The sequence below is a fragment of the Aeribacillus sp. FSL M8-0254 genome (assembly GCF_038008845.1).
GTDB classification, from domain to species: domain Bacteria; phylum Bacillota; class Bacilli; order Bacillales; family Aeribacillaceae; genus Aeribacillus; species Aeribacillus composti.
In genome coordinates, this window is record NZ_JBBOZY010000001.1 from 3,694,248 (window position 1) to 3,718,505 (window position 24,258).

A 24,258-nucleotide genomic window follows, 5' to 3' on the forward strand; every position below is an offset into this window, starting at 1 on the left:
AGATGAAAAAATCTACCCTTTGTGATCAGCTGAGCAATAGCGAGAAAAAAAGTTTTTTTAAAATAATTCTTCATGCAAATGAACCTTTACATGCTCTTCCTGAAGCATGTACACAATCGACGAAGGAAGCCCGTTAAACATCTTTTCCAAAGCTGGCGCACGATCTATCCACAAGCAATCTCATACTGTATTTCCCATTTAAAAAACAAAAATTTCCAATTGGCCGCTTCCCACTCTATGATAAGAAAAACTATTGCATTTCTTCCGTCTTTTCCTTATTAAGTATCACTATGAATCTACAAAAATGAACATTTAGCATTTATTGATTTAAATAACCTTTTTTGTAGTCGGTGATGTTGGAAAAGGCGGCACAAATTCACTTAATAAATATTCATAAATTGCTTTTTCAACTGATAAGCCACTTTTTGTGATGCCCATATTCCCAAAAAGAACATTAAACTCGAGAATATAAAGATGCCCTCCGCTTATTAGCACATCAAAGCCGGCATGATTAATGTTCAATTGTTTCGAGACATTCAAAACAAGGTCACAAGCTTCTTGCGGTATAAATTTAAAACAGAGGCTTCCGCCTTGGGCAACATTGTGGAGAAACTCCCCTTCCGCCCCAACCCGCCAATAGGCGGTGAAAATATCTTTTCCAATGACACAAATGCGTAAATCTTTTCCGTCGTTTTCTAAATATTCTTGTACGTACAAAACATCATTTTGATTAGCATATTGATAAAAATCATACTCATTTTTAATTAAAAAGGTTCCTTTTCCCATTGAATTCCGGACTTCCTTTGCAACAAATGGGAACGGGAACGTTTCTAATACTTTTTCGATATTGCTTGGGGTGCTCGCCAATATTTCCGTATATGGAACATGCTCAGGCGCCACCGTCCACAGCGCTCTCGTCATTTCTACTTTGCTAAAGCCCAACTGCAATGATTCAATGCTTGGGAAAATTTTTTTCTTTAATCCGTATACTAGAGCAGGGGCTTGCCACGTTTCAGGAAAAAGAACAATATCCGCTTGTCGAATGGTTTCTAATTCTTTAAACATATTGTCAGGCTTTATATAGTGTACACCTGGAATTCCGATGGTCCGGTATGCATTAAAGGAAACCATTTTCATAAATTCGTGACCACACTCCAAAACATATAACAATTTTCTAAATAAATAATAGAATCTTCATGAATTTTTCGCAAATAAAATTTTCAATAGTTTCCCCTTTCAAATGCCGTGAGAAATTTTTTACTTCATTATGGCATCTTGAAAGGACGTAGAACAGGCGGATGTTTTTTTGCTATTACTTCGACTCTGAAGCGGAAAAAGGGAATCCCCTTGTTTTTATTTATAGTGATCCCGCCAGTGCTGCCTGAGAAAGCGTATCACCATTGCTCCCGGGGCGCAGGCAATATTTTATGATCTGCCATTCCGTCATTACCAAATATCTGAGAGAGGCGCAATCGCGGCAACGACTTGGATGTCCTTCTGACAATTATGGACGAATCCAGTCAGTATTCGGAGCGTGATGTATGCGACCAATGTAATCGAACAGACGATCAAGGAGATTCGGAAACGTTTGAAGTCGATGTACAGTTTGAGCTCAAAAGCTGAGGAAAACAATTCAGGATTTTAATGAGAAATAGCGGAGAGAAAGCTTCAAGAATTTGCCGAGGCTCATGAAGGGATTGTGGCTTTAGCCCACAACATACTGAAAGTAACCGTCATCCGCCAGCTGTTTTCTAAGAAAAATTGTAAACATATACAAAAGCCAGTATAGAAAAACGAGCTGTTTTTCTATACTGGCTTCATTTTATTAGGGACTTATCGAACCGTCCCTATATAAGTTGAATTAAAGATTTACAACTGAACACACAAACGATCGATCGTTTGTTCTGGTTTCTGGTTGATTCGCTGAATAAAGGCTTGGACATTCTTTCTAATTTCTTGCACACTCGAATAGAACACGTTGTAAATCACGTCTGATTTCAGCCATTTCCATAGCCCTTCAATCAAGTTCAATTGCGGACTGTATGGTGGCAAAAAGACGAGCTCTAACCGATCTTCGTGTTCTTTTAAAAATGGCTGAATGAGTTTGGCATGGTGAATTCGAGCGTTATCTAAAATCATCACTATTTTGCCTGTGGGATAGCGTTCTAACACAAGTTGAAGAAATCGAAGAAATGTTTCCGCGTCATAGCGTTCTTCTTCGATGCAAAACACTTCCCCTGTTTCGTAGTTCAACGTGCCAATCAGCTTCAGCCCTTGATGTTTTCCAAACGTCGGAATGATTCGTTGTTTTCCTTTGACAAACCATGTTTTTTGAATCGCTTGGTAATCACGAATCATCGACTCATCTTGAAAGAGGACATGGGCGATGTTCCCATCTACCAGTTTTTTTTTACTTCAGGGAAGGTGATTTCGACGAATTCTTTTTGTTTCTCTTCATCGGCATTGGCTAGTGTATAGGTCGGTTTCGTATAGCTTAGCCCTAACCGATGCAGAATGTCACTTGTTCCGCGAAGCGTGTATGTTGGCCCCCACTTTTGTTGAATGAGTTCAGCGATTATCGCAAGCGTCCAATTATATTTTGCTTCGAATCCCACATCTACGGGGAGCTGATGTTCAATGATCAAAGCCAGCTCTTTTTCCTGCTCAGGGGTCAATCGACGTGGGGCGCCAGGTGAGTATTTCATCTCCAGTCCATCAAGACCGCGCTGGGCGTAGGCATGAATATAGTTATAAATAGTTTTCTTGGATCGACCAATAATCGTTGCGATTTCTCCTTTGGTATATCCCTGCAAATGAAGATAAATCGCTTGGTAGCGTTCATATGCTCGTTTACTTTTTGCTTCTTTCATGGCAGTGGACAACTTTTCGATCTCGTCTTTGTGATTTGGCATCATAGTTTTCTCTCCGTTCCCCTATTTTCTCTTTGTATTTATTCGCCGTGGAACGGGAGAAAACCTTTATTTCAATTTATATATATTAACTAAATAATGTAAAAAGGGGCATATAAGGAACACCGCTTTTCCACGCATAAGAGTGAATATTTAGTCTTATGTTTGGAGACAATCTCCTTCTTTCAGCTGAATAACATTTTAGTGATACCTTATCGAATGGTAATGTAAACATAATTATTACCCCCGTTGCCGTTGCAAAATACTGTTCTAAAACCTGATACACACTAACACATTTTCAATTTGTAATGGCTATCTCATAGTTACCTTCTGCGTGAGAACGTTATTGCCCGAACCTAAGCGCAAACGGATATAGGCTTCATACGCCGAAACATTTGGATTAATGCGCATCATGATCGTTTTCTTTGCTTTTCCATTTTCATCTGCTGTCAGTTTGCCGATATTGAAATAACCGTAAGTGATTGGCCATGTTCCATCCTCAAATTGGATTTGCGAAATGCTTTGCCCGCCTGACAGATATATTTGAATTTGTCCATTTGCTACTGCTTGGCCAGGTGTTAAACCACTCATCACCACTTCTACCAGAAATGGTATACCACCTAGCGGAATATATTTCGGTGTTAACAATTGATATTTTTCTTCACCGCCAGGCGGCGTCTCAACAATTGACTGACCGATATTGACTGTTTTGGTGAAGACGTTGTTTCCAGCCCCTATTCGAAGGCGAATATATCCTGTTGTTCCGTCTTGTACCGTTGGGTTAAGTCTCATTGTCAGTACTTTTTCCGCCACACCATGCTGATTAGCTTGAATGCTCCCAACACTTTGATAACCGTAAGTGGTAGGCCATGTTCCATTCGGAAGCCGAACTTGCGAAATTGATGTACCACCTTCTAAATATACTTGAATTTCCCCATTTTCAATGACTTGTCCCGGTTTCATATCTGTTAATTTGAGTGTTACTTGAAAAGGTTCTCCGCCAGTTGGCAAATATTCAGGGGTTTCAATGTTATATTTAATATCTTTTGGAGGATCCATTTCCGAGCCAAATGAACCGTCAGCAAATGTCGATTGATCATACCAAAGATAACCTTCATTCGGTGAACGCCAAGGCTCCGGCTTCAGCTCCTCAGAATGCTCTGGGGTCTCCATTTCTAATATTGGTGAAGGCTGATCAAGCGGTATATCAAGTTCAGAGAAGGTTAGATAACTTTCTTTATGAGACAGCCATTCGACAATTTTCATTAGCAATTGGCCATTATCTTTTTCAGTAAATCCGTCGTACGTTCTCTTGACTCCTCCGTGTTCTTCATTTCTATATTTAGGGGTGCTGTCTTCCACCACAGAAGAGTCACCGATGAAAGCGGCCTTTCCTCTTTCCTTTTTTCCTATCGCTACAAAGGGCCCTTCATGAATTCCGCCGCCAAAATAAACCCCTCCGTCAACTGCATTGCTCCATTTGTTTTCTTCTACAGTAAGCCCATCAGGCAAATAAACAATCCCTTTAGCAATTTCAGGATTCATAATAGCCAGTGTAGAACCAGCATGAATCGAAATTTCATCAATGCCACTCGTTATACCAAAGGATTCATCAGATGGTATAATCACATTTGCTGTTGTGTTATCTATCGAGTTAAAACGAAATCTTACACCAAATTCTTCACTTAGCCAATCGGTGCTTTCAACACCAGCCATTGCAGCTTGTTCACCTTGATCCATTCCTTTTGTTGGATTATCAAAAGCCCCTCTGCGCCAACCATTCATAATTTCATTTGAATCCCAACGGTTAAAATTTCGGTCGGCATTATAGTGGTCGGCAATAAAAAATACGCCTCCCCCTTGTTCTGCAAACTCGGCAATAGCATCTTGTTCAGACTTCTTAAAAGGAATTTGTGCCTCTGGAATAATAAAAACATTATAACCTTCTAAATCCTCCAGAGTAAGTGGATCTAAACTCCGATGCTCCTTCACTGTATATCCCGCTTCAAGCAATGCATTGGCAAAATCGGAAAATGCACCATCAATCACCCAATCGGACTGTCCTGCTGTTTGCCCATGGCTGTTATCAAACAAAACTTTCTTGCCGTTCGGATCGCTAGGAACTAAGATTGGGGCCGGATCATTCGGACCTTCTGCACTTACAGTTACGTTTTCAAAAGCAAAAATAAAAAACGCCAATACTGCCACAAGGCCCTGCAACAGCATCTTTCTCATAATGACTCTACCTCCATAATTTATTAACTCAACAAGGCAAAAGCCTTTTATTGAGTTCAGCCGCTATTGCTGAAGCTTTCGATATACATTGCTGCCTAATGAGCATCTGCTAAACCACCTTCTTGCGCAAATAGCCGGAAATGATATCGACGATCGTAACCATGGCAATGATTCCTAATAAAATAATACCGACACGACTCCAGTCGCGAGACTGCATGGCAAATATAAGCGGTGTACCGATTCCGCCTGCACCGATGATTCCTAAAATGCTTGCGGAACGGAGGTTAATTTCAAAACGATATAAGGTGTAAGAGATAAACCCAGGAATGATTTGTGGAACAACGGCAAACCACAGCGTTTGCAAGCCGCTTGCTCCTGTTGCTTTCAAAGCTTCAATTGGTCCGAAATCAATATTTTCCACTTCTTCTGAAAACAATTTGCCAAGCATCCCGATGGAATGGAGTCCGAGCGCCAACACACCGGCAAAAGAGCCAGGGCCTACTACTTTAATAAATAACAACGCCATCACTAGTTCCGGAAATGTCCGGATAAAGCTTAAAATAAATTTTCCTGTTCCTGCCGCAATCTTTCCTTTCGTCATATTGTTAGCCGCCCAAAAAGCAAACGGTATACATAGAAAAGCTGAAATAAATGTGCCTAATATGGCAATCGCTAATGTATCTAATAGCCCTCGGAGCAGATCTTCGCCTTCGGGCAAGTAAACATATCCCCAATCAGGAGAAAGAATGCCGGATAAAATCGCTTTTGTAATTTGGCCGGCCGTTTCTTTAAATCCTTCTATTGGAATACCGGATAATGCCCATATATAAATAACAGCCAATGACACATATATACTCCACAGCTTAAACTGGTTCTTTTTTGGTTTAACTGGTCTTGCAACACTCTTCATAATAGTTTCTCCCGCAATTTAGAACTAATATAGTCGATCAACAAAACAACCATTAATGTAAAAATAATGATTGTACTCACTTTGTCGTATTCAAGAAAACCTAATGTTTTATCATAATATTCTCCGATTCCTCCTGCTCCCACTAGTCCTAATATAGCTGCAGCCCTTATATTAATTTCAAAGGTGTAAAGAACGAAAGAGACAAAGTAAGGGGACACTTGCGGAACGACAGAGTAGACGATCCATTGAATTTTATTGGCGCCAACTGCCGTCATCGCCTCCAATGGGCCTTTATCAATACTTTCCATCGCTTCATAAGTTAATTTCGCAATAATGCCCATTGAGAAAACAGCTAATGCAAATATTCCTGGTAATGGCCCCAATCCGAAAATCGCAACAAATATAGCGGCTAAAAGAAGTTCAGGAATGGTACGAATTAAATTTAAAATAAATCTGAACGGGTAATAAATCCAATTACTAGAAGCGATGTTGCTTGCGCATAACAAAGCAAATGGGACCGCAAGCAAAGCTCCCATCGTTGTCCCAATAACCGCCATGCGGAATGTGTCAAGCATTGCCGGAACAATATCATCAAAATATGACCAGCTGGGAGGATACATTTGTACAAGCAAATCAAACATATTTGGAAACCCTTCAACAAAATCGATGAAAGAACTTTCCGTTTGATAGGCGCTCCAGCCGATCAGCAGCACAATCAACGCTGCTGTCAAGTAATGCTTTATTTTAGTAGGTGCTTTAGGAATTTCTTGTTTAGTTAATCGATTCATATTTAAACTCTCTATCCGCTTCATTTGTTCCCACCTCAAAAGGCTTTCCATATATTTCAGAAAACCGTTTATCTGTCGCTTCCCTAGCAGATCCGTCAAACACAATTTGTCCTGCTTTCAGGCCGATGATCCTTGTGGCATATTGTCTAGCTAAATCGACCGAGTGCAGGTTGACAACAAGCGTTATTCCTAACTCTTGATTGATCTTTTTTAAATCATCCATTACTTGTTTTGTTGTCAAAGGATCTAAAGATGCTACAGGCTCATCCGCTAAAATGATTTTAGCTTTTTGCGCCAAAGCTCTAGCAATCGACACTCTTTGCTGCTGTCCTCCTGAAAGCTGATCCGATCTGGTGTACGCTTTTTCAAGAATATTCATTCGTTCCAGAGCATTCATGGCCAAATCCACATCTTCTTTTGGAAACCATCCCAAAACGGTTCGGAGAGTAGAATGGTAGCCAACTCTTCCAGATAAAACATTTCGTAAAACAGTCGACCTTTTCACTAAATTAAAATTTTGGAAGATCATCCCAATGTCGCGACGGATGCGGCGGAGTTCCTTCCCCTTTGCTTTCGTGATGGATTTCCCGTCTATTGTTATTTCTCCGGAACTAATTTCATGCAATCTATTAATAGAACGTAGCAACGTTGATTTGCCAGCGCCAGATAAACCGACAATCACAACAAATTCCCCTTTTTCAATTTTCAAATCAATATTTTCCAATCCTACTACACCATTAGGATAAATTTTTGTAACACGATGAAATTCTATCACTCTGCATACCAACCTTTTTTAAATATTTATCTAAACATCCCGACGTTGCTTTATCTATTCATAGAGGATTAGCCAGTACGAACGATTCGCCTGGCTATATTTTATGAAAATACATTATTCAGTTTTCACTTTTTCAGCATACTCCCTGACGATATCGAAGTTACTGTCTTTCGATTCTATGTAGCCTTCATGCGTGTAAATGTCTTTTATAATCGCATGCCCTTCTTCGTCTTTTCCAATATCAATGAAAGCTTGCTTGATTTTTTCAACCCATTCTGAATTCATGTCGGAACGGACGGAAATCGTATCGTTCGGAATCGGTTCTGTAAACTCAATGACTTTCGTATCTTCGAAAACAGTTGGGTAATCTCCTGCTACGGTATTGCGGGCATCTTGGAAAACAACCGCACAATCGACATCACCGTTCAAAACAGAAATAATTGCTTGGTCGTGCCCTTTTACTGTTATTCCTTGTACATCTTTTAATGGATCAATCCCATTATCCATCAGCGTTGCGGCCGGCCAAACATAACCTGCAGATGAAGTGACATCTTGAAAAGCGATTTTCTTTCCTTTTAAATCTTTCACACTAGTAATACCAGAATCTTTTTTCACTACGAAAATTGATTTGTAATTGTCTACTAGTTCATCTGTTGGCTGCCCGGTCTCATCATCCACTCCGTAACGTTGCGCTTGAAGAATTACTTCAGCAGCTCCTCTTTCTTTCGCCAGCACATAAGCATTTGGCGGCAAAAATCCTACATCTACTTTTTTGGATTCCATTGCTTCAACAATGGTATTATAGTTCGTTGAAACACTCACCTCTACAGGTATACCTAAACGATCTCCCAATAACTTTTCAAGCGGCTTTGCTTTGGCTTCCAATGTATCTGCATTTTGAGAAGGTACAAATTGTACAGAAAGAGTTTTCGGAATATACCCTTCTGATTCTTTGCTGCTGTTAGTTTGTTGGCTTGATTCCCCGCATCCGCTGATGACCACCGCTGTTAAAGCTAGTATTGTTCCAAAAGCTACTAATTTTTTTAACATATTAATTTCCCCCATATCTTTTTGAAAATCTAATTTCCATTTTAACACCAATTTTTTTATTATTTGTAAATTTCGTTATAAAATATCACAAATATTTTGTTAACTTTGTAAATTTTTCTTTTCACTCAATTATTCGTTTCATTTTTGCAACAATTTGTTATGATGAAAAAAGAAGGGAGGAAAATAATGGAGAAAGAAACTGCGATTCATCTGCTTGTAACCAGCGATCTTCACGGCTACATTTACCCGACCAATTACAGAGACAAAGAAGAACAAAATTTCGGACTGGCCAAAATAGCCACGATTATAAAAGAAAAAAGAAAAAAAGGGAACGTGCTCTTACTTGATAATGGAGACTTGATTCAAGGAAGCCCGTTGACTTATTATCATGCAAAAAGCAGACCCGACAGTGAAAATCCGATGATTCAAGTTATGAATGATCTCCAATATGATGCATGCGTATTGGGAAATCATGAATTTAATTATGGACGAAGTTATTTACAAAAGGCGATTCACCAATCTGCTTTTCCTTGGCTGTCCGCCAATATCTTAAAGCAAACAACAGGAGAGCCCGCTTTTGGAACACCTTATCTCGTCAAGGTATTGGACGGAGTCAAAATTGCTGTACTTGGTATCACCACTCATTTCATCCCTAATTGGGAAGAGCCGCGAAATATTGAGGGACTTGTTTTCAAAGATGCATTGCAAACGGCTAAATTATGGGTGAGCGATATTCGCCAAAAAGAAAAACCAGATGTGATGATCGTCTCATATCATGGGGGATTTGAAAGAGATCTACAAACTGGAGAGCCTATAGAACAGCTGACAGGAGAAAACCAAGCATACCAAATGTGCCAAGAACTAGAGGGTGTTGATATTTTAATCACAGGCCATCAGCACCGCCCACTCGCAGATAAACTAAACGGCATCACAATCATTCAGCCAGGCCATAAGGGGCAATTTTTGGGTGAAGTGACGATGAAAGTTAGACAGAAGGCAAATGGAAACAGCCCCGCAATCGTTAGTCATTCCAACTTAATCAAAATTGATGAAAAAATGGAAGCGAATCAAGATGTTTTGGCATTGATATCCGATATTGAACAAGAAACGCAAAAATGGCTGGATCAGCCGATCGGAACCGTTATTGGTGACATGACCGTATCTGATCCATTGAAGACCCGATTACAAGACAATCCTTTTATAGAATTTATCAATAAGGTGCAAATGGAAACAGCCAAAGTTGATATTTCTGCCACTGCCTTATTCAATAATGACTTGCCTGGATTCAAACAACATGTTACAATGCGCGATATTGTTTCCAATTATATTTATCCGAACACATTAACTGTCATCCGCATCAGCGGCCAAGATATTAAAGATGCTTTAGAGCAAAGCGCCAAGTATTTTACGGTTCAAAACGGAACAATCTCTGTCAATCCCGCTTTCTTATATCCTAAACCGCAGCATTACAATTATGATATGTGGGAAGGAATTGAATACGAATTAAAAATCTCTAATCCAGTTGGCCAACGAGTTGTGAAGCTAAATTATCACGGCAGCCCATTGGAGCTTGACAAAGAATATGATGTCGTCATGAACAGCTACCGCGCAGGTGGAACAGGCAATTTTGATATGTTTAAAGAAAAACCGATCGTTAAAAATATCCCCATCGACATGACCGAACTCATTGCCAACTACATATTAGAGCACAAAACTATCATCGCAGCTTGCAATCATAATTGGAGGGTAGTTTTATAGTAGTAAAAGCATTTTCCGATTTGCCCGCTTTTTATTTAAAACAAATGCCACTAATAGGTATCAAAGATTACTTGTCCAAATATCACAGAGGCTTACAGCAACAAAAAGTCATTAATAACAAATTTGATATCAACGATGATTATATAAAAATGATTTTTTCGTTATGAAAATGTGAAGCGTTTTATTCGCACACATCAAAAAAGAAGATTTAGGATTTTCCTAATCTTCTTTTTGCATGAAAGTATATTTCACCATTCCCCTGAACAGGACATGGATTATTTAAGCAGCTGTCTTAACTCTTCGGTCATTTGTTCAACCAATTCAGGTCTGCCATGAAACTGAGCTGGAGTATTTTGAAAAAGTTGAATACGCCAAATTCCTTCCGTTTTCACTGCAACAAGTGTATGATGAGTGTTCACATCAGGATTTAAATCGGACTGGCCGTGAGGAACCATACCGGCAATCGCTCGTAAAATAGCGATATCAGGAGCTAGAAACCGGACATTTTTCACTTTGCTGACAAATTTAGCTGTCTGGTGGTGTTCAAAGACGGACTGGAGATGTGCGAATATTTCATCGCGTCCAATCGACTGACTGCCATCGAAACCAATGCTTTCGCCATCCTTAGTAAACAGATCCGTCATTCCGCTAGCAGTTCGATTGTTCCACGCATTGATTAGTTGCTGGTACAGCTCTTGAACTTCATTTATTTGAGAATTTTCCATCGTTTATCACTCCGAAATGTAATTCTTTGTTCTATGATAGCCAATCAACTGAAAAATTTTTTTTATAAAATGTTGCCGATTTAATATTTACGTGCAGTTTTTTCTACTGAAGCCTCTGCTTTGAAGCGCTGAGACGAATGATCAAAAGTATTTTTTATAGAAGCTTGACAGCGTATAATACTTCAAAATGAAAATTTTCTTCTTTTTTCACTTCAAACGGCATTTATTTGATGTGCAATCACTTTAAAAGGGCATTATTTTTCCTTCTGTTATTGTAAGAATATGTTTGTTCTTCAATTAATCTGTTGGAAATGAATGCCTGCGACAGTCTGCAAATACCTTCCGATCCTCTAAAGCCACTACATAATCAGCAAACAATCATTCTTGCAATCATATTGCCATTCATTTACTGGGAGTGTTGCTACTGACGGCTCTTTTTTTCTATTTCCATACTGCTGCATATTTTTTTTGATATTTCGGATCTTCTTCCTTTTCAATTAAATCGAAGGCAAGCTGCTTGATCGCTTCATCCTGCACTTTATCATACAAGTTTCGCAGCCCTTGAATAATATCGAACCGAATAAGTGTCGCATGTTTTTCGTCAACACAGTTGTCAAACCGAGCTGCCAAATGACGGATAACCATCTCTTTTTGCTTTTCCCCAGCTAAACCAATCCTCCAAATAGCCTGCAAACTATGTCTGGCAGTTACAAACTTTTTATCATAGGTTACTTCCCAAACTTGAGGAAAATCCTCCAACATTCGCTGTTCGGGATCGCTGATCGCTAAGCGGCTTAAAAACTGAGCAGCACTCGAGCGCTTATGAGGGTCTTTACTTGTCAGCTCTTCCTTCAGCTGATCCCATACTTCATACGCCCAATCGACTTCTTCTTCAGTGATCTTCATAATGCTGCTGTACGCTTCGTACTGCGCATTTTTATCACTTGACTGCAATTCCGCAAAATAATGCTTCGTTCGTTCATCCACTATTTATCGCCCCAGTCATGCCTTATTATGTTTGATTTTACCTTAGGCAAAAGTGAATAGGCAATGGCTGCAATATGTAAATACCGAACGATCATATCGGAGGTACAGATCCAAAAAGCCGAAGTTTGATATGGAAACTGGCTCATATTCCATGTGAAAGCAAGTTTAAAATATTAGTAGAGCGAGCATGAAAAAAAAGCCGCTGTATCACCAATAATTGGCGTTCAAGCAGCTTTTTTCAATTACTTATTTAAACGGATTTTTCCATTCCATTAGAACAGCATAGTTACGGGATTCCTCATCCTCCAAATAATTAGCCACAATTCCAAGAGGCGTCCGTCCGCAACGGAGGAGGAATGAAATAACCGGGTCTTTTAAATCTCCGCTGACGACAGCATCGACATATTGTTCAGCTGACATCTCATCCGCATATTTATAATATCCCGGCATTCTGCCGCCGCCGAGCAAGCGATCCAATCCTTTATGGACAACTACTTCGTACATTGATTGCATAAGCCATTTTCCTAAATCCAGCTTTCTGTGGGACGGACGGATGCAAATATCCACAACATATAAAGTGTTGCCATTCGGATCATGGTTACGGATATAGCCGTTGTCCGTTATCTCTTCCCAAGTATGATCAGGATGGGCGGGATCAAAATTCACGATTAAAGATGTCATCGATCCTGCTAACGTTCCTTCTACCTCAACACATAAAGCGCCTTCCTGAAACAATGTCACGTGATTCGTTAATTGCTCTTTATTCCACCAAAGTTCTGATGGAAAAGGCGGCGGAAAACTTTCCTTTTGAATTTCAATTAATTCATCAAAATCTGCTTCATTATAATTCCTTATCACCACTTCGACATTGCGGCCTTGATTATTCAGATAAAATCTCTTTCTGTAACGGCTCATCTCCATTCCCCTTTCGTCCATGAACACTTAAATCAGGATACAAATCAAAGCGGCGGTCTCTCCAAGTGGTGACAGATCCGTTTTCTCTCACTTTGTATAAGAGAGATAAATCAAGATCCGCCGTAATAATCATATCGTGGTTTATTTCCCCCTCCATCAAAATCCCGTTTTTCGGAAATGGGATGTCGTTCGGAGTAATGACCGCTGCCTGGCCAAAATTTGCCCTCATAAAATCAACGGTAGGAAGCGAACCTACTGTCCCTGTTGTCACCACATAGATTTGATTTTCAATCGTTCTGGCGTGGCTTGTATACCGCACTCGTTGAAATCCGTGGCGGTCATCTGTACAAGACGGACAGAACACAACGTCAGCTCCCATTCCTCGTACAATTCGAACGATTTCTGGAAATTCGATATCATAACAAGTTAACATGGCAATTTTTCCTTTTTCGGTCTCAAATATTTGAACCGTTTCTCCGGGAGTCAAATGCCATTCTTTCACTTCCGTCGGCGTCAAGTGAAGCTTCGCTTGTTCAGCTATCCGGCCATCGGGATAAAATAAATGGGCTGTATTATACAATCGTCCCTCTTTTTCGATAATATGAGTGCCTCCAATAATATGCATGCCCGTTTCTTTTGCAAGCGATGTAAATAGTGAATAATATCGGTCCGTATAATGAGGTAAATTTTGAATCGTCTGCTTTTGATTCGGAATGGACAGCAATTGAGTCGTAAAAAATTCAGGAAAAAGAACAAAATCAGCATCAAACTCTTCTGCGGTTTTCACATAATGCGTTACTTGGTTTGCAAAATCTTCAAAGCTCCCGATGGAATGAAGATGATATTGAACAGCAGATACACGTATTTTCATGTAGCCTCTTTCCCTTCATCATAATCTGTTCCCCGCTTATTATTGAACAAAGTATAACATAAAACCAGTTTATTTTAATTTGCTAAATACAGTATAATAATTATGCAAAAGATAGTGAACGAAAATGAATTATCACGTGATATTACAATCTTCAGAAGACCGAAAAACTTTTGAACAGCCACACATTCAAAATGTGTTCTGGAAATTATAGAAAACATCGAAAAAAACGAACCGCTGTTCTTTTAATCGACAGCGCTATGGAATAGCGAAACGTTTAAAAAGATCAGAGGAAAAGTGTGGTGAAAGCATTGTTTAAAATTTTGCTGATTGAGGATGACACCACCCTGTTTCATGAAATAAAAGAACGGTTATTACAATGGTCTTATGATGTATACGGCATTACTGACTTTGGAAAAGTGATTGAAGAATTTACAGCCATCAAGCCTGATTTGGTCATCATTGATATTCAGTTGCCAAAATTTGACGGATTCCATTGGTGCCGAATGATCCGCTCCCATTCCAACGTTCCGATTATTTTTTTATCATCGCGGGATCACCCGACCGATATGGTGATGTCAATGCAGCTTGGAGCGGATGATTTTATACAAAAGCCGTTTCATTTCGAGGTGCTTATCGCAAAAATACAAGCCATTCTCCGCCGAGTATACAACTATAATACAGAACAAATGAAGCTGAAGGCATGGTGCGGGGCGACGGTCGATTATGAGAACAATACAGTCACAAATGATAAAGGAACAATTGAACTAACTAAAAATGAACTATTGATATTAAAGCATTTGCTTGAGAAGAAAAACAAAATCGTCAGCCGGACAGAATTAATCAAAAGCCTGTGGGAGGATGAGCGCTTTGTCAGCGATAATACCTTAACGGTCAATGTCAATCGTTTGCGAAAAAAATTGGATGAGCTCGGGTTGGGACGCTTTATTGAAACGAAAGTCGGCCAAGGCTACATAGCAAAGGAAGAGGCAGCCGTATATGATTAAAAAATATATTATTGAAAGAAAGAGCTGGATCCTTCTCTTTTTATTCATGCAGCTGTTTATCCTTTTTATTTCTTATCTTGATTCAACCATTTCATTAAAGTCCGTTCTCTATATTGTCTTTTTATTGATGATTATTTTTTTCATTTTTGTCATCATCCGCTACAATAAAGAAACAAAGTTTTATAAAAGCTTGGAAGGATGGGAAAACAGCCTTGATTTAACAAGTATAGCGAATGCTGAAAGCCCTTTTGAAAAAATGATTGAACAGCGGATAATAAACCAAACGAAGCTTTTGAAACAAGAGGCTTCGCAAAATCGAATTGCGCTCGAGCAGGAAAAAGATGAATTGCTGTCATGGATTCATGAAGTTAAAACACCGCTGACAGCGATGCATTTAATCATTGAACGATTAGATGATGAAGTTATCAAAGCACAATTGACATATGAATGGCTGCGCATTCATCTGCTGCTTGACCAGCAGCTTCATCAAAAACGGATTCCTTTCATGGAAAATGATTTATATATTGAAAATGTTGCACTGGGACCACTCATTTTCAAAGAGATAAAAGCTTTGCAATCATGGTGTATGCAAAAAGGAATTGGGTTTGAGGTCGAGCTAGAGGCTGCCGAAGTGCTAAGCGATGCGAAATGGCTCGCCTTTATCATGAGACAGCTGTTAACAAATGCGGTAAAATACAGCGATTCATCCGATATCATCATTCAAAGCTATCGGCAAAATGATCAAACAATGATCAAAGTGAAGGATTTTGGCCGTGGCATTGACCCGAAGGATCTGCCGCGCATTTTTGACAAAGGCTTCACATCCACGACCGCACATCAGGACAATGCCTCAACAGGCATGGGATTATACTTGGCGAAAAAAGCCGCCGAAACATTGCTGATCAATATTCAAGTCGAGTCAAAGCTTGGAGAAGGAACGACTGTTACCTTAACCTTTCCAAAGAAAAATGAATTTGTCCGCATTACAAGCATGTGACAATTTTGTCACATGCTTTTTCATTTTGTTCGCTGAATCGAAGGAAAAATACAAGAAGGACGATTATGATAAAAATATCAAGGAGGGACGCGATATGTATATTTTAGAGGCAACAAAAATTTACAAAAGCTATGGAAACAAATTTAATAAACAAGAAGTGTTAAAGGGATTGGACATTCGTGTCGAAAAGGGAGAATTCGTCAGCATCATGGGGGCATCCGGCTCAGGGAAAACGACATTGCTCAATGTTCTATCCTCAATTGATCAAGTCAGCCAAGGAACGATCAAAATAGAAGGAAAAGACATTGTAAGCATGAAAGAAAAACAACTGGCTGAATTCCGCAAAAGACATTTAGGATTCATCTTTCAAGAATACAATTTGCTCGATACACTAACAGTGAAAGAAAACGTCCTGCTGCCTTTATCCATTACAAAAACAGCAAAAAAAGACGCGGAGCAAAAATTCAATGAACTGGCAACAGAACTGGGCATTTATGAAATAAAGGATAAATATCCAAACGAAATTTCCGGCGGCCAAAAACAGCGCACTTCAGCAGCAAGGGCATTTATTCACGAGCCGAGCATTATCTTTGCCGACGAGCCAACAGGCGCCCTTGATTCAAAATCGGCATCTGATCTATTAAACAAGCTGCAAAAATTAAATCAAAAACGAAAAGCCACCATTGTCATGGTCACCCACGATCCGGTCGCAGCAAGTTTCTCAAGCAGGGTCATTTTCATAAAAGACGGGCAAATTTATACCCAATTAATAAAAGGGGAAGAAACAAGACAAACGTTCTTTCAGCATATTATGAAAACCCAAGGGGTATTAGGCGGGGTGCAAAATGAGCATTAATCAGCTGATTTTCCGTAATTTGAAAAAAAATTTGAAAAACTACTATTTATATGTATTTGCCTTAATGTTTACAGTAGCCCTTTATTTCGCGTTTGTCACATTGCAATATGATCCGTCAATGGATGCAACAAAAGGCTCGATTAAAGGGGCTGCTGCCATTCGAACTGCATCCGTATTATTGATTGTCATTGTGACTGTCTTTCTCTTGTATGCCAATAACATCTTCATTAAACGGCGCAGTAAAGAAATTGGCTTGCTTCAATTAATCGGCATGACAAAAGGGAAAATATTCCGCATTCTTACGGCTGAGAATTTTATCATTTATTTCAGCTCATTATTCATTGGAGTCTTTATTGGCTTTGCCAGCTCCAAATTATTCATTATGATTTTGTTTAAAATTACCGGCGTCAATGCCATTGCAACGCTTACTTTTTCACCTAATGCTTTGATCCAAACAGTGATCGTTTTTAGTGCGATTTATCTTTGTATCATGCTGTTGAATTACGTATTTATTAAAAAGCAAAACATTTTATCTTTATTTAAAGTTGCTTCCACTACAGAAGTAAAAAAAGTATCCCTGTTGGAAATGATTATCGGGATTCTCGGCATATTCTTCATCATTATAGGCTACTATATTTCGTCTAAGTTATTTGGTGGCGATTTTACTACGATGAATGAGCTATTCCTTGCGATGATCTTTATACTAGGATCTGTCATTATCGGAACCTATTTATTTTATAAAGGGTCTGTCAGCTTTATTTTTTATCTCATTAGAAAAAAGAAGGATGGTTATTTAAATATTCATGAGGTACTATCTCTTTCATCGATTATGTTCCGAATGAAGTCAAATGCTTTATTATTAACGATCATTACAACCGTCTCTGCTCTTGCCATCGGATTGTTATCTTTAAGTTATATTTCCTACTATTCATCGGAAAAATCCGCTGAAAATTATGTCGCCGCCGATTTTGCTCTGACGAATGCGGAAGATGCAAAGCAATTTAAAAAAGCATTAGAGGAAAAAAACATTCCATACAGGGAAAAAATGATTGATGTGATCCACGCAAACATCAATATGAAGAAAATATTAGATACAAAGCTGAAGGAATTGAAAGTTGACCCGGCATCCATGACTCTCCCAATCATTAGTGACGACGATGTAGAAAAGATCAATCTGTCTCCAGATGAAACTCTTTTTGCAGGGTATAACGATATGATGCAGAAGTTTATGCCGCTGAAAAGTTCCGGTCAAATTGAATTAAAAGGCCGGCACGAAGTCATACCGCAAAAATATTTAGGTTTACAAAAGGAATACTACATTTCCTATTTTTTCACAAGCGGCGGCCTGCCTGTTGCCATTGTGGACGAAACCATTTTTGAACGTTTAAAAAAGGATATGAACCCGAAAATACAAAAAGATTCGACGGTTTATATAGGAATTGATATTGAAGAAGAAGCAAAGATAGAAGAAGCCGATGAAATTTTTCAAAAAATTTCGTTTAACGGCCAACATGATTCACGGCTCGCCATGAGCAGCAATCAAAAACGATCTATGGGGCTCAGCATGTTTATTGTCGGCTTTTTAGGTTTAACTTTTCTGATTACATCCGGCTGCATTCTTTATTTCAAACAAATGGATGAGAGCGAAGATGAAAAGCTAAATTATACCATTTTAAGAAAACTCGGCTTCACACAAGGCGACTTGCTCAAAGGAGTTCAAGCCAAACAAGCTTTTAATTTTGGGATTCCTTTGATCATCGGACTTTTCCACAGCTACTTTGCCGTTCAATCCGGATGGTTTTTATTCGGCACAGAGCTCTGGACGCCAATGATTCTCGTCATGCTGCTATATACAGCTTTGTATTCGATTTTCGGCTTTCTCTCCGTACTTTATTATAAAAAAGTAATAAAAGCGGCTCTTTAATATTAAGGAACTGTCCAAAAAGTCAGTATAAGTTGACTTTTGGGAACCCCCTCTTTATTAAAAAAACCGCCCGTGTGAAAAACGGGTAGTTTGTTCAACTTTATAGAAAAATATAAGCCTCAGCTCCCCACAGGGTGTCTGAGGCTTATATTTCATTATATGACCCCTGAAATCCTCCCAAATCTCAAACCGTAAAAAAATAAGAAAATCTGCACCGCTCGGCAATCAAGCTTTTATTTGGATACGACCGAAAAACGTTTATTAATGTGCTTACGGTTTTCAATTTCATCTACAAGTGCTATCGCATAGTCTCTATAACTGATGTAGCTTTGGCCTTCAGAGTTGACAGCAAACACATCGCCTGAAACTTTATATTCACCTGTGCGCGGACCTTGCGGATCAAAAAATGCAGCTGGGCTAATATAAGTCCATTGAATCCCTTCAGAGTTTTCAAGATCTTGCAAATTTTGAGCTGAGCTTTTCGCTACCGGCAAATATTCTTTCGGAAAATCCGGCGTATCAAAGAGGCGGGTTGTTTTCGCTTCATCGACAAACAGGCTGCCCGCTCCGCCTACAACAATAAGCCGCGTATTAGGCGCTCCTTTCAAGGCATTGATTAATACTTTTCCTGCCTCCACATGTTTATGCTCTTCACCAGGTGCAGTGCCAAATGCATTTACAACAACATCAAAATCTTTTATATCCTCTGATGTAATATCGAAAATATCCTTTTCAACAGCTGGTACATCAGTCACTTTAGAAGCATTGCGGACAATAGCCGTCACATCATGTCCTCGTTCCTTTGCTTCCTTTACTATTAAACTTCCTGCTTTTCCCGTTGCACCAATAACGGCAATTTTCATAAACAATTTTCCTCCCTTTATGTAACTAATTCAGTTACAGATTATATGTAACTATTATAGTTACAAATATAAATCTCTGTCAACTTATTGATTGAAGCTGTCATCCGGAAATCATTGCCTGCCAACCTGTTTGACAAAATTTCAAATTTGTCACTAAAATAGTGACAAATGGTGGTGGAAACTTATGATTAACAGCCGTTTAGCAGTGGCGATTCATATTATGATCTTAATAGCATCAAATCCCCTTGAGCATATGTCTTCAGAATTTATTGCCAAAAGCGTCAACACGAATCCCGTGGTGATCCGGCGAATTACAAGCATGCTCAAGAAAGCGGGACTATTAACTTCCCATGCCGGCAGAACCGGAGCAAAATTAACAAAAAACCCTGAAGACATAACACTTTTGGATATTTTTAAAGCGGTCGAACCGAAAGATGAATTATTCGCTATTCACGAAAATCCGAACCCCAATTGTCCCGTTGGAAAAAACATTCAATCCGCCCTGGTCAGCACATTTACGCGCGTTCAAAAAGCGATGGAAGACGAGCTGTCCAGCCAATCCCTAAAAGACGTAATGGGCCATTTCTTACAATAAGAATGGCCCATAAAAAATGAGACGGTAGTTATCTCCTCTTTTTCGGCACTTATAACCGTTTCGCTGTTTTGAATAAGGTGAATGATTCATTTTTACTTTCGTAAGTTTGCACGCATGCAGGGAATCTTTGAAATCGATTTTATTCCTCCATCAAGTGCTTGATTTCAAAATAAAAAGCATGGATAAATTTTTTCGTATTGATTCGTATAGACGATGCAGCTGCAGGCCGATCGGCTTTTAATTCCTCCATTTTTTGACGAACAGCAGTGAAATCAAAAAATTTGGATGAGTAATTTTCAAACTTTGGATGGATGAAGTCTGTGAGCCCAAGTGACGCTAAGTTGTTCAAGGAATGATAGATCGCCCTCCGCACACGTTGTTCAGACGCTTTAATTTCCCTTTTCAGCTCCTCTTCACTGGCTGCTTCTCCAATCTTCTTCAACGCAATATTTCTAAATATCTCCTTTAATGAAGGAAATCCGCCGGCAAATGTTTTCTCTTGTTCGTAATCGTATAAAAACTGCATGATTTCAATGAGATCTTTACTGCCGCTTTCTCCGGCAATGCCTAGTTCTGAAAGGAGGAATCGTGCACTGGCAGAAAGAGAATTTTCTTTATAAGGATTTACATTTTGCTTTAGAAGATGATCAACGTTCATAACGCTATATAAAGAGTGATGGATATCCTGAATGGTTTTTTCCAAACGTATATGACCCATCACCTTCTTTAAGATTGACAATACTTCAATTTTATTAATCGGCTTCGTTATATAGTTTTCGATTCCGTATTCATAAGCTTGGCCGATCATATCCTTTGATTCCACCTGCGATATCATAACAATTTTTCCTTTAAAAATCGGCTTGATTTTCTTAATCGTTTCAATGCCGTCCTGAATGGGCATTAACAGGTCAACTAATAAAATATCGACTTTCTTCAAATTTAAAAATTCACCGCTAACATCAGCACCGTCTGCTGCTTCGCCTACGACTTCACCAAGTTCCTCGTCTTCAATGATATGCCATAGCATAGTACGAATTGACTCATCGTCATCTATTATAAAAAACCTCATAAAATCACCTTTTCTGGGTTAAATTTCCAATTGGCAGACGAACGATAAATGTTGCCCCTTTGCTATCTTCCTGATGCTCAAATTTTACTTCCCCGTTAAGCTTTTCTGCCAATTCTTTCACATATGAAAGCCCAATACCTGTTGATGAATTACCCGTGCTGTCGAATTTCAAGGTGAATCCTGGTTTAAAAATAATATCTTTATATTGATCGGGAATTCCGGGACCATCATCATGAACGCGTATTTTTAGCCAATCATTTTCCCGCTCCACTGCAATCTCAATGCTGCCAGTTCCTTTGATGGCCTCCACTGCGTTAGCGACAAGGTTATTCACAATGGAAATAAACGTATACACATGATACTCAGGATGTGACCCATTATATGCAATACTGAATTCAATGTTTTTCCCCAACAGCTCAGCATACTTCTCATGTGTTCGAACAATGATTGATAAAAGTGATCGGACATCTAAATAATCAAGGGAGCTTTCTTCTGAAATTACTTTTGAAAGTCCAGACAAAATGCGTTGATTATCTTTTTTGATCTCATGAACCTCGCCGGCAATCCTCAAGGCATGCCGTGAAAGCTCCTCCAGCGACAGCCTTTTCTTCCCTTTCCTGATCTCCTGCAATTTTTGATACAGGTTGTAAGATTGCCTCGTAATTTCCTCAGCATCTTGAACGGATTTTTTTAATAGCACCGACTCTTCGTAAAGGTTCGATACCAGCATGATCATATGTTCATTTCGTTTTTGAATCTCCGCTTCCCTTAGCTTAGATTCATGCAATTTTATCATACTAAATAAACCGATCACAAAAAAACTTCGGAATATGGCAATAATCATAATTTTATTAAAGGCATCTAAAGTCATTACCGTTCCAATCATAATATTTTCAGCGAGTAGCTCGACAATCCCGGCTGCCAATTCTATCACAATCCCCAAAAGGCCGATCACCCATGGTCGATTGTAAAATCGGTGAATTCTTAAAACAGAAAAAACAAGCGCATACGTGAAGTAATAGAAAAAATAAGGGGAATTTGTATGAATGGAAGCCATCCAATCAACAGATGTAAGGGATATCAAATCGAGAAGAACCCGAAATGTCACAATTGATAAGCCTGCAAGAACACCACATATAACAGCTGGTACCTTTCTCAGCCACAATAAAAAAATAAACAATGCTGGAGGTCCAAAACTCACCCGATAAACTTCATTAAATGGATAAAATTTAATTTCGCCAGCGAGCGGAACCAAAATGATCATTGCAACCAATAATTGAAGTTCTTTTTTTTCAAGAGAGTGCAAGTTCAATATTACCACAACCTTGTTATAATGGTTCCTCTTAAAAAATTGAATAAAAGTTAGAATGTTAAAAACGAAGTAAATAATCAATTTGTAGAATTTTGTAGATTTATCGTATGATCTTGTAGTTTCAATTTTAAATTAGATGAGATAACTCGTAAGCGCTCTCGCAAACAACTCTACTAATTATTATAGCTTATTATTTCGACGAGTAATCATTTAAAAGATAATGATAATCAATTTTGTCATCCATTCGTTTTGGAGGCAATTATAAAAGAAAAGAGGTGCTATGATGAAAAGAATAAGCTTGGCTTGGCAAATTTTAATAGGTCTTGTACTAGGTATTGTTGTTGGTACTATTTTTTATGGTAACCCAGATGTTGCGAAATTTTTGCAGCCAATTGGGGATATATTTTTACGATTAATTAAAATGATCGTCATTCCAATTGTTATTTCCAGCTTAATTGTCGGTATTGCAAGTGTAGGTGATACAAAAAAGCTCGGAAAGCTTGGCGGAAAAACAATTTTGTATTTTGAAATTATTACAACTGTCGCCATTATTGTCGGACTTTTAGCAGCTAACATTTTTCAGCCTGGTTCCGGCGTCGATATGAGCTCATTAGAGAAAACAGATATTCATAGTTATGTCGATACGGCAGAAGCAGTTGAAAGCCACGGAATAGCTGATACATTTGTCAACATTGTTCCACCAAACATTTTCCAGGCATTTGTTGAAGGAAATATGCTGGCGATCATTTTCTTCTCTGTATTTTTCGGACTTGGAGTCACAGCCATCGGAGAGCGTGGAAAACCGATCATTGCCTTTTTCCAAGGTACAGCTGAAACGATGTTCTGGGTGACGAACCAAGTGATGAAATTTGCACCATTTGGTGTGTTTGCCCTTATCGGTGTGACTGTGTCTAAATTCGGTATCGAATCATTGGTGCCGTTGGGTAAATTAGTAATTGTCGGCTATGCAACAATGTTATTCTTCGTTGTCGTCATTCTTGGATTTGTTGCAAAATTAGTCGGTCTAAACATTTTTCACATCATCCGTTTACTTAAAGAAGAGCTTATCCTTGCCTATTCAACCTCAAGCTCAGAAACAGTTATGCCAAGAATAATGGAGAAAATGGAGAAATTTGGATGTCCAAAATCCATTACAGCATTTGTCATTCCAACAGGTTATTCCTTTAACTTAGATGGTTCAACCCTATACCAAGCATTAGCAGCACTGTTTATAGCACAAATGTATGGCATTGATTTGTCCATCGCTGATCAAATTTCATTGGTGCTAGTATTAATGTTGACCTCAAAAGGAATTGCAGGCGTTCCAGGCGTTTCATTTGTTGTATTGTTGGCTACGCTGGGAGCAGTAGGCATCCCGCCTGAAGGTCTTGCATTTATCGCAGGTATTGACCGTATTCTCGATATGGCTAGAACAGTGGTCAATGTCATTGGAAATTCATTAGCCGCTGTCGTTATGTCTAAATGGGAAGGTCAGTTCGATGTTGAAAAAGCTATTTCATATATCAATTCTTTTAAAAATAATAAGCAATCCGCAGCTTAATATAACCGATATAATTCCAAAAACTTTGCAATCAAAAAGGGGGGTCTAATAAGTCGTTTTTACGGCTTATTAGACCCCCCATGAATGTTTTAGAAACGTTGATATATCGGTGTTTATGATTTTTTGTTTTCAATGGCGATTTGACTTTCTAAAA

General features: G+C 38.9%; 21 protein-coding genes and 1 pseudogene. 8 read left to right on the plus strand and 14 right to left on the minus strand.

Annotated elements, in window-relative coordinates; genetic code table 11:
• Nucleotides 1-327: 327 nt before the first annotated feature.
• Nucleotides 328-1,137, minus strand: a complete 810-nt coding sequence (locus tag NSQ44_RS17845; RefSeq protein WP_117016887.1) for an ATP-grasp domain-containing protein — start codon at nt 1,135-1,137, stop codon at nt 328-330.
• Nucleotides 1,138-1,448: 311 nt separating this feature from the next.
• On the opposite strand from NSQ44_RS17845, the pseudogene NSQ44_RS19130 reads away from it, so the two are divergent.
• Nucleotides 1,449-1,789 (plus strand): annotated as a pseudogene (locus tag NSQ44_RS19130) (hypothetical protein); the annotation flags it as partial.
• 80 nt (nt 1,790-1,869) lie between these two features.
• Here NSQ44_RS19130 and NSQ44_RS17855 read toward each other — a convergent pair.
• The 6 genes from NSQ44_RS17855 to NSQ44_RS17880 form a co-directional block, all read right to left on the minus strand.
• Nucleotides 1,870-2,915 (minus strand): IS630-like element ISBs2 family transposase gene (locus NSQ44_RS17855; protein ID WP_015374552.1). Its coding sequence is split into 2 segments (ribosomal slippage): nt 1,870-2,409 and nt 2,412-2,915, totalling 1,044 coding nucleotides; the frame shifts between segments, so codons are not numbered across the junction.
• A 306-nt stretch (nt 2,916-3,221) separates the two neighbouring features.
• Nucleotides 3,222-5,144, minus strand: a complete 1,923-nt coding sequence (locus NSQ44_RS17860) for a DNA-binding protein (RefSeq protein ID WP_340857935.1) — start codon at nt 5,142-5,144, stop codon at nt 3,222-3,224.
• A 109-nt stretch (nt 5,145-5,253) separates the two neighbouring features.
• The gene (gene phnE / locus NSQ44_RS17865; protein WP_445659542.1) at nt 5,254-6,057 is read right to left on the minus strand and encodes a phosphonate ABC transporter, permease protein PhnE; all 804 of its coding nucleotides are present in this window, start codon (nt 6,055-6,057) and stop codon (nt 5,254-5,256) included.
• A complete protein-coding gene (phnE, locus tag NSQ44_RS17870) occupies nt 6,051-6,842 on the minus strand; it encodes a phosphonate ABC transporter, permease protein PhnE (RefSeq protein WP_340858297.1) in 792 nt (263 codons plus the stop codon). Before phnE (NSQ44_RS17870) ends, phnE (NSQ44_RS17865) begins: the two co-directional genes overlap by 7 nt.
• Complete coding sequence (phnC, locus tag NSQ44_RS17875; RefSeq protein ID WP_063389115.1) at nt 6,826-7,617, minus strand: phosphonate ABC transporter ATP-binding protein; 792 nt, start codon at nt 7,615-7,617, stop codon at nt 6,826-6,828. The genes phnE (NSQ44_RS17870) and phnC overlap by 17 nt, the downstream gene beginning before the upstream one ends.
• 114 nt (nt 7,618-7,731) lie before the next feature.
• Nucleotides 7,732-8,667, minus strand: a complete 936-nt coding sequence (locus NSQ44_RS17880; RefSeq protein ID WP_340857940.1) for a phosphate/phosphite/phosphonate ABC transporter substrate-binding protein — start codon at nt 8,665-8,667, stop codon at nt 7,732-7,734.
• 186 nt (nt 8,668-8,853) lie between these two features.
• Here NSQ44_RS17880 and NSQ44_RS17885 point away from each other — a divergent pair, with 186 nt between their 5' ends.
• Complete coding sequence (locus NSQ44_RS17885) at nt 8,854-10,425, plus strand: bifunctional metallophosphatase/5'-nucleotidase (RefSeq protein WP_340857941.1); 1,572 nt, start codon at nt 8,854-8,856, stop codon at nt 10,423-10,425.
• A gap of 275 nt (nt 10,426-10,700) precedes the next feature.
• Here NSQ44_RS17885 and NSQ44_RS17890 read toward each other — a convergent pair whose 3' ends face one another.
• From NSQ44_RS17890 to NSQ44_RS17905, 4 genes are all read right to left on the minus strand, one after another.
• Nucleotides 10,701-11,150 (minus strand): SgcJ/EcaC family oxidoreductase, encoded by a 450-nt coding sequence (locus NSQ44_RS17890; protein WP_063389118.1) that lies wholly within the window; start codon nt 11,148-11,150, stop codon nt 10,701-10,703.
• A 441-nt stretch (nt 11,151-11,591) separates the two neighbouring features.
• The gene (locus NSQ44_RS17895; RefSeq protein WP_340857943.1) at nt 11,592-12,137 is read right to left on the minus strand and encodes a hypothetical protein; all 546 of its coding nucleotides are present in this window, start codon (nt 12,135-12,137) and stop codon (nt 11,592-11,594) included.
• A gap of 246 nt (nt 12,138-12,383) precedes the next feature.
• A complete protein-coding gene (locus tag NSQ44_RS17900) occupies nt 12,384-13,052 on the minus strand; it encodes a GNAT family N-acetyltransferase (RefSeq protein WP_232515623.1) in 669 nt (222 codons plus the stop codon).
• Nucleotides 13,018-13,923, minus strand: a complete 906-nt coding sequence (locus tag NSQ44_RS17905) for a carbon-nitrogen hydrolase family protein (RefSeq protein ID WP_063389120.1) — start codon at nt 13,921-13,923, stop codon at nt 13,018-13,020. The genes NSQ44_RS17900 and NSQ44_RS17905 overlap by 35 nt, the downstream gene beginning before the upstream one ends.
• Before the next feature lie 308 nt (nt 13,924-14,231).
• Here NSQ44_RS17905 and NSQ44_RS17910 point away from each other — a divergent pair, with 308 nt between their 5' ends.
• The 4 genes from NSQ44_RS17910 (at nt 14,232) to NSQ44_RS17925 (ending at nt 18,704) form a co-directional block, all read left to right on the plus strand.
• Complete coding sequence (locus NSQ44_RS17910) at nt 14,232-14,927, plus strand: response regulator transcription factor (RefSeq protein WP_117016918.1); 696 nt, start codon at nt 14,232-14,234, stop codon at nt 14,925-14,927.
• Nucleotides 14,920-15,924: a sensor histidine kinase gene (locus NSQ44_RS17915; RefSeq protein ID WP_340857944.1), complete on the plus strand. Its 1,005-nt coding sequence runs from the start codon at nt 14,920-14,922 to the stop codon at nt 15,922-15,924. Before NSQ44_RS17910 ends, NSQ44_RS17915 begins: the two co-directional genes overlap by 8 nt.
• A 94-nt stretch (nt 15,925-16,018) precedes the next feature.
• A complete protein-coding gene (locus NSQ44_RS17920) occupies nt 16,019-16,780 on the plus strand; it encodes an ABC transporter ATP-binding protein (RefSeq protein ID WP_117016894.1) in 762 nt (253 codons plus the stop codon).
• On the plus strand, nt 16,770-18,704 hold the full coding sequence (locus NSQ44_RS17925) for an ABC transporter permease (RefSeq protein ID WP_340857946.1): 1,935 nt from the start codon (nt 16,770-16,772) through the stop codon (nt 18,702-18,704). The genes NSQ44_RS17920 and NSQ44_RS17925 overlap by 11 nt, the downstream gene beginning before the upstream one ends.
• 233 nt (nt 18,705-18,937) lie before the next feature.
• Here the strand turns inward: NSQ44_RS17925 and NSQ44_RS17930 are convergent, their stop codons facing one another.
• Nucleotides 18,938-19,567, minus strand: a complete 630-nt coding sequence (locus NSQ44_RS17930; RefSeq protein ID WP_340857947.1) for an NAD(P)-dependent oxidoreductase — start codon at nt 19,565-19,567, stop codon at nt 18,938-18,940.
• 184 nt (nt 19,568-19,751) lie between these two features.
• Here NSQ44_RS17930 and NSQ44_RS17935 point away from each other — a divergent pair, with 184 nt between their 5' ends.
• The gene (locus NSQ44_RS17935; protein ID WP_340857951.1) at nt 19,752-20,162 is read left to right on the plus strand and encodes an Rrf2 family transcriptional regulator; all 411 of its coding nucleotides are present in this window, start codon (nt 19,752-19,754) and stop codon (nt 20,160-20,162) included.
• A 139-nt stretch (nt 20,163-20,301) separates the two neighbouring features.
• Here NSQ44_RS17935 and NSQ44_RS17940 read toward each other — a convergent pair whose 3' ends face one another.
• A complete protein-coding gene (locus NSQ44_RS17940) occupies nt 20,302-21,231 on the minus strand; it encodes a response regulator (RefSeq protein ID WP_340857954.1) in 930 nt (309 codons plus the stop codon).
• A 4-nt stretch (nt 21,232-21,235) separates the two neighbouring features.
• Entirely contained in the window at nt 21,236-22,543 is a 1,308-nt protein-coding gene (locus NSQ44_RS17945; protein WP_340857956.1) for a sensor histidine kinase, read from the minus strand.
• A 283-nt stretch (nt 22,544-22,826) separates the two neighbouring features.
• Here NSQ44_RS17945 and NSQ44_RS17950 point away from each other — a divergent pair, with 283 nt between their 5' ends.
• The gene (locus NSQ44_RS17950; protein WP_063388282.1) at nt 22,827-24,104 is read left to right on the plus strand and encodes a cation:dicarboxylate symporter family transporter; all 1,278 of its coding nucleotides are present in this window, start codon (nt 22,827-22,829) and stop codon (nt 24,102-24,104) included.
• Nucleotides 24,105-24,258 lie beyond the last annotated feature (154 nt).

What these genes read in the sequence shown, in the direction of transcription:
- NSQ44_RS17845 (WP_117016887.1), bottom strand. Translation starts at nt 1,137, where the DNA reads ATGAAAATGGTTTCCTTTAATGCATACCGGACCATCGGAATTCCAGGT.
- NSQ44_RS17860 (WP_340857935.1), bottom strand. Translation starts at nt 5,144, where the DNA reads ATGAGAAAGATGCTGTTGCAGGGCCTTGTGGCAGTATTGGCGTTTTTT.
- phnE (WP_340858297.1), bottom strand. Translation starts at nt 6,842, where the DNA reads ATGAATCGATTAACTAAACAAGAAATTCCTAAAGCACCTACTAAAATA.
- NSQ44_RS17880 (WP_340857940.1), bottom strand. Translation starts at nt 8,667, where the DNA reads ATGTTAAAAAAATTAGTAGCTTTTGGAACAATACTAGCTTTAACAGCG.
- NSQ44_RS17885 (WP_340857941.1), top strand. Translation starts at nt 8,854, where the DNA reads ATGGAGAAAGAAACTGCGATTCATCTGCTTGTAACCAGCGATCTTCAC.
- NSQ44_RS17890 (WP_063389118.1), bottom strand. Translation starts at nt 11,150, where the DNA reads ATGGAAAATTCTCAAATAAATGAAGTTCAAGAGCTGTACCAGCAACTA.
- NSQ44_RS17900 (WP_232515623.1), bottom strand. Translation starts at nt 13,052, where the DNA reads ATGAGCCGTTACAGAAAGAGATTTTATCTGAATAATCAAGGCCGCAAT.
- NSQ44_RS17905 (WP_063389120.1), bottom strand. Translation starts at nt 13,923, where the DNA reads ATGAAAATACGTGTATCTGCTGTTCAATATCATCTTCATTCCATCGGG.
- NSQ44_RS17915 (WP_340857944.1), top strand. Translation starts at nt 14,920, where the DNA reads ATGATTAAAAAATATATTATTGAAAGAAAGAGCTGGATCCTTCTCTTT.
- NSQ44_RS17920 (WP_117016894.1), top strand. Translation starts at nt 16,019, where the DNA reads ATGTATATTTTAGAGGCAACAAAAATTTACAAAAGCTATGGAAACAAA.
- NSQ44_RS17925 (WP_340857946.1), top strand. Translation starts at nt 16,770, where the DNA reads ATGAGCATTAATCAGCTGATTTTCCGTAATTTGAAAAAAAATTTGAAA.
- NSQ44_RS17930 (WP_340857947.1), bottom strand. Translation starts at nt 19,567, where the DNA reads ATGAAAATTGCCGTTATTGGTGCAACGGGAAAAGCAGGAAGTTTAATA.
- NSQ44_RS17935 (WP_340857951.1), top strand. Translation starts at nt 19,752, where the DNA reads ATGATTAACAGCCGTTTAGCAGTGGCGATTCATATTATGATCTTAATA.
- NSQ44_RS17940 (WP_340857954.1), bottom strand. Translation starts at nt 21,231, where the DNA reads ATGAGGTTTTTTATAATAGATGACGATGAGTCAATTCGTACTATGCTA.
- NSQ44_RS17950 (WP_063388282.1), top strand. Translation starts at nt 22,827, where the DNA reads ATGAAAAGAATAAGCTTGGCTTGGCAAATTTTAATAGGTCTTGTACTA.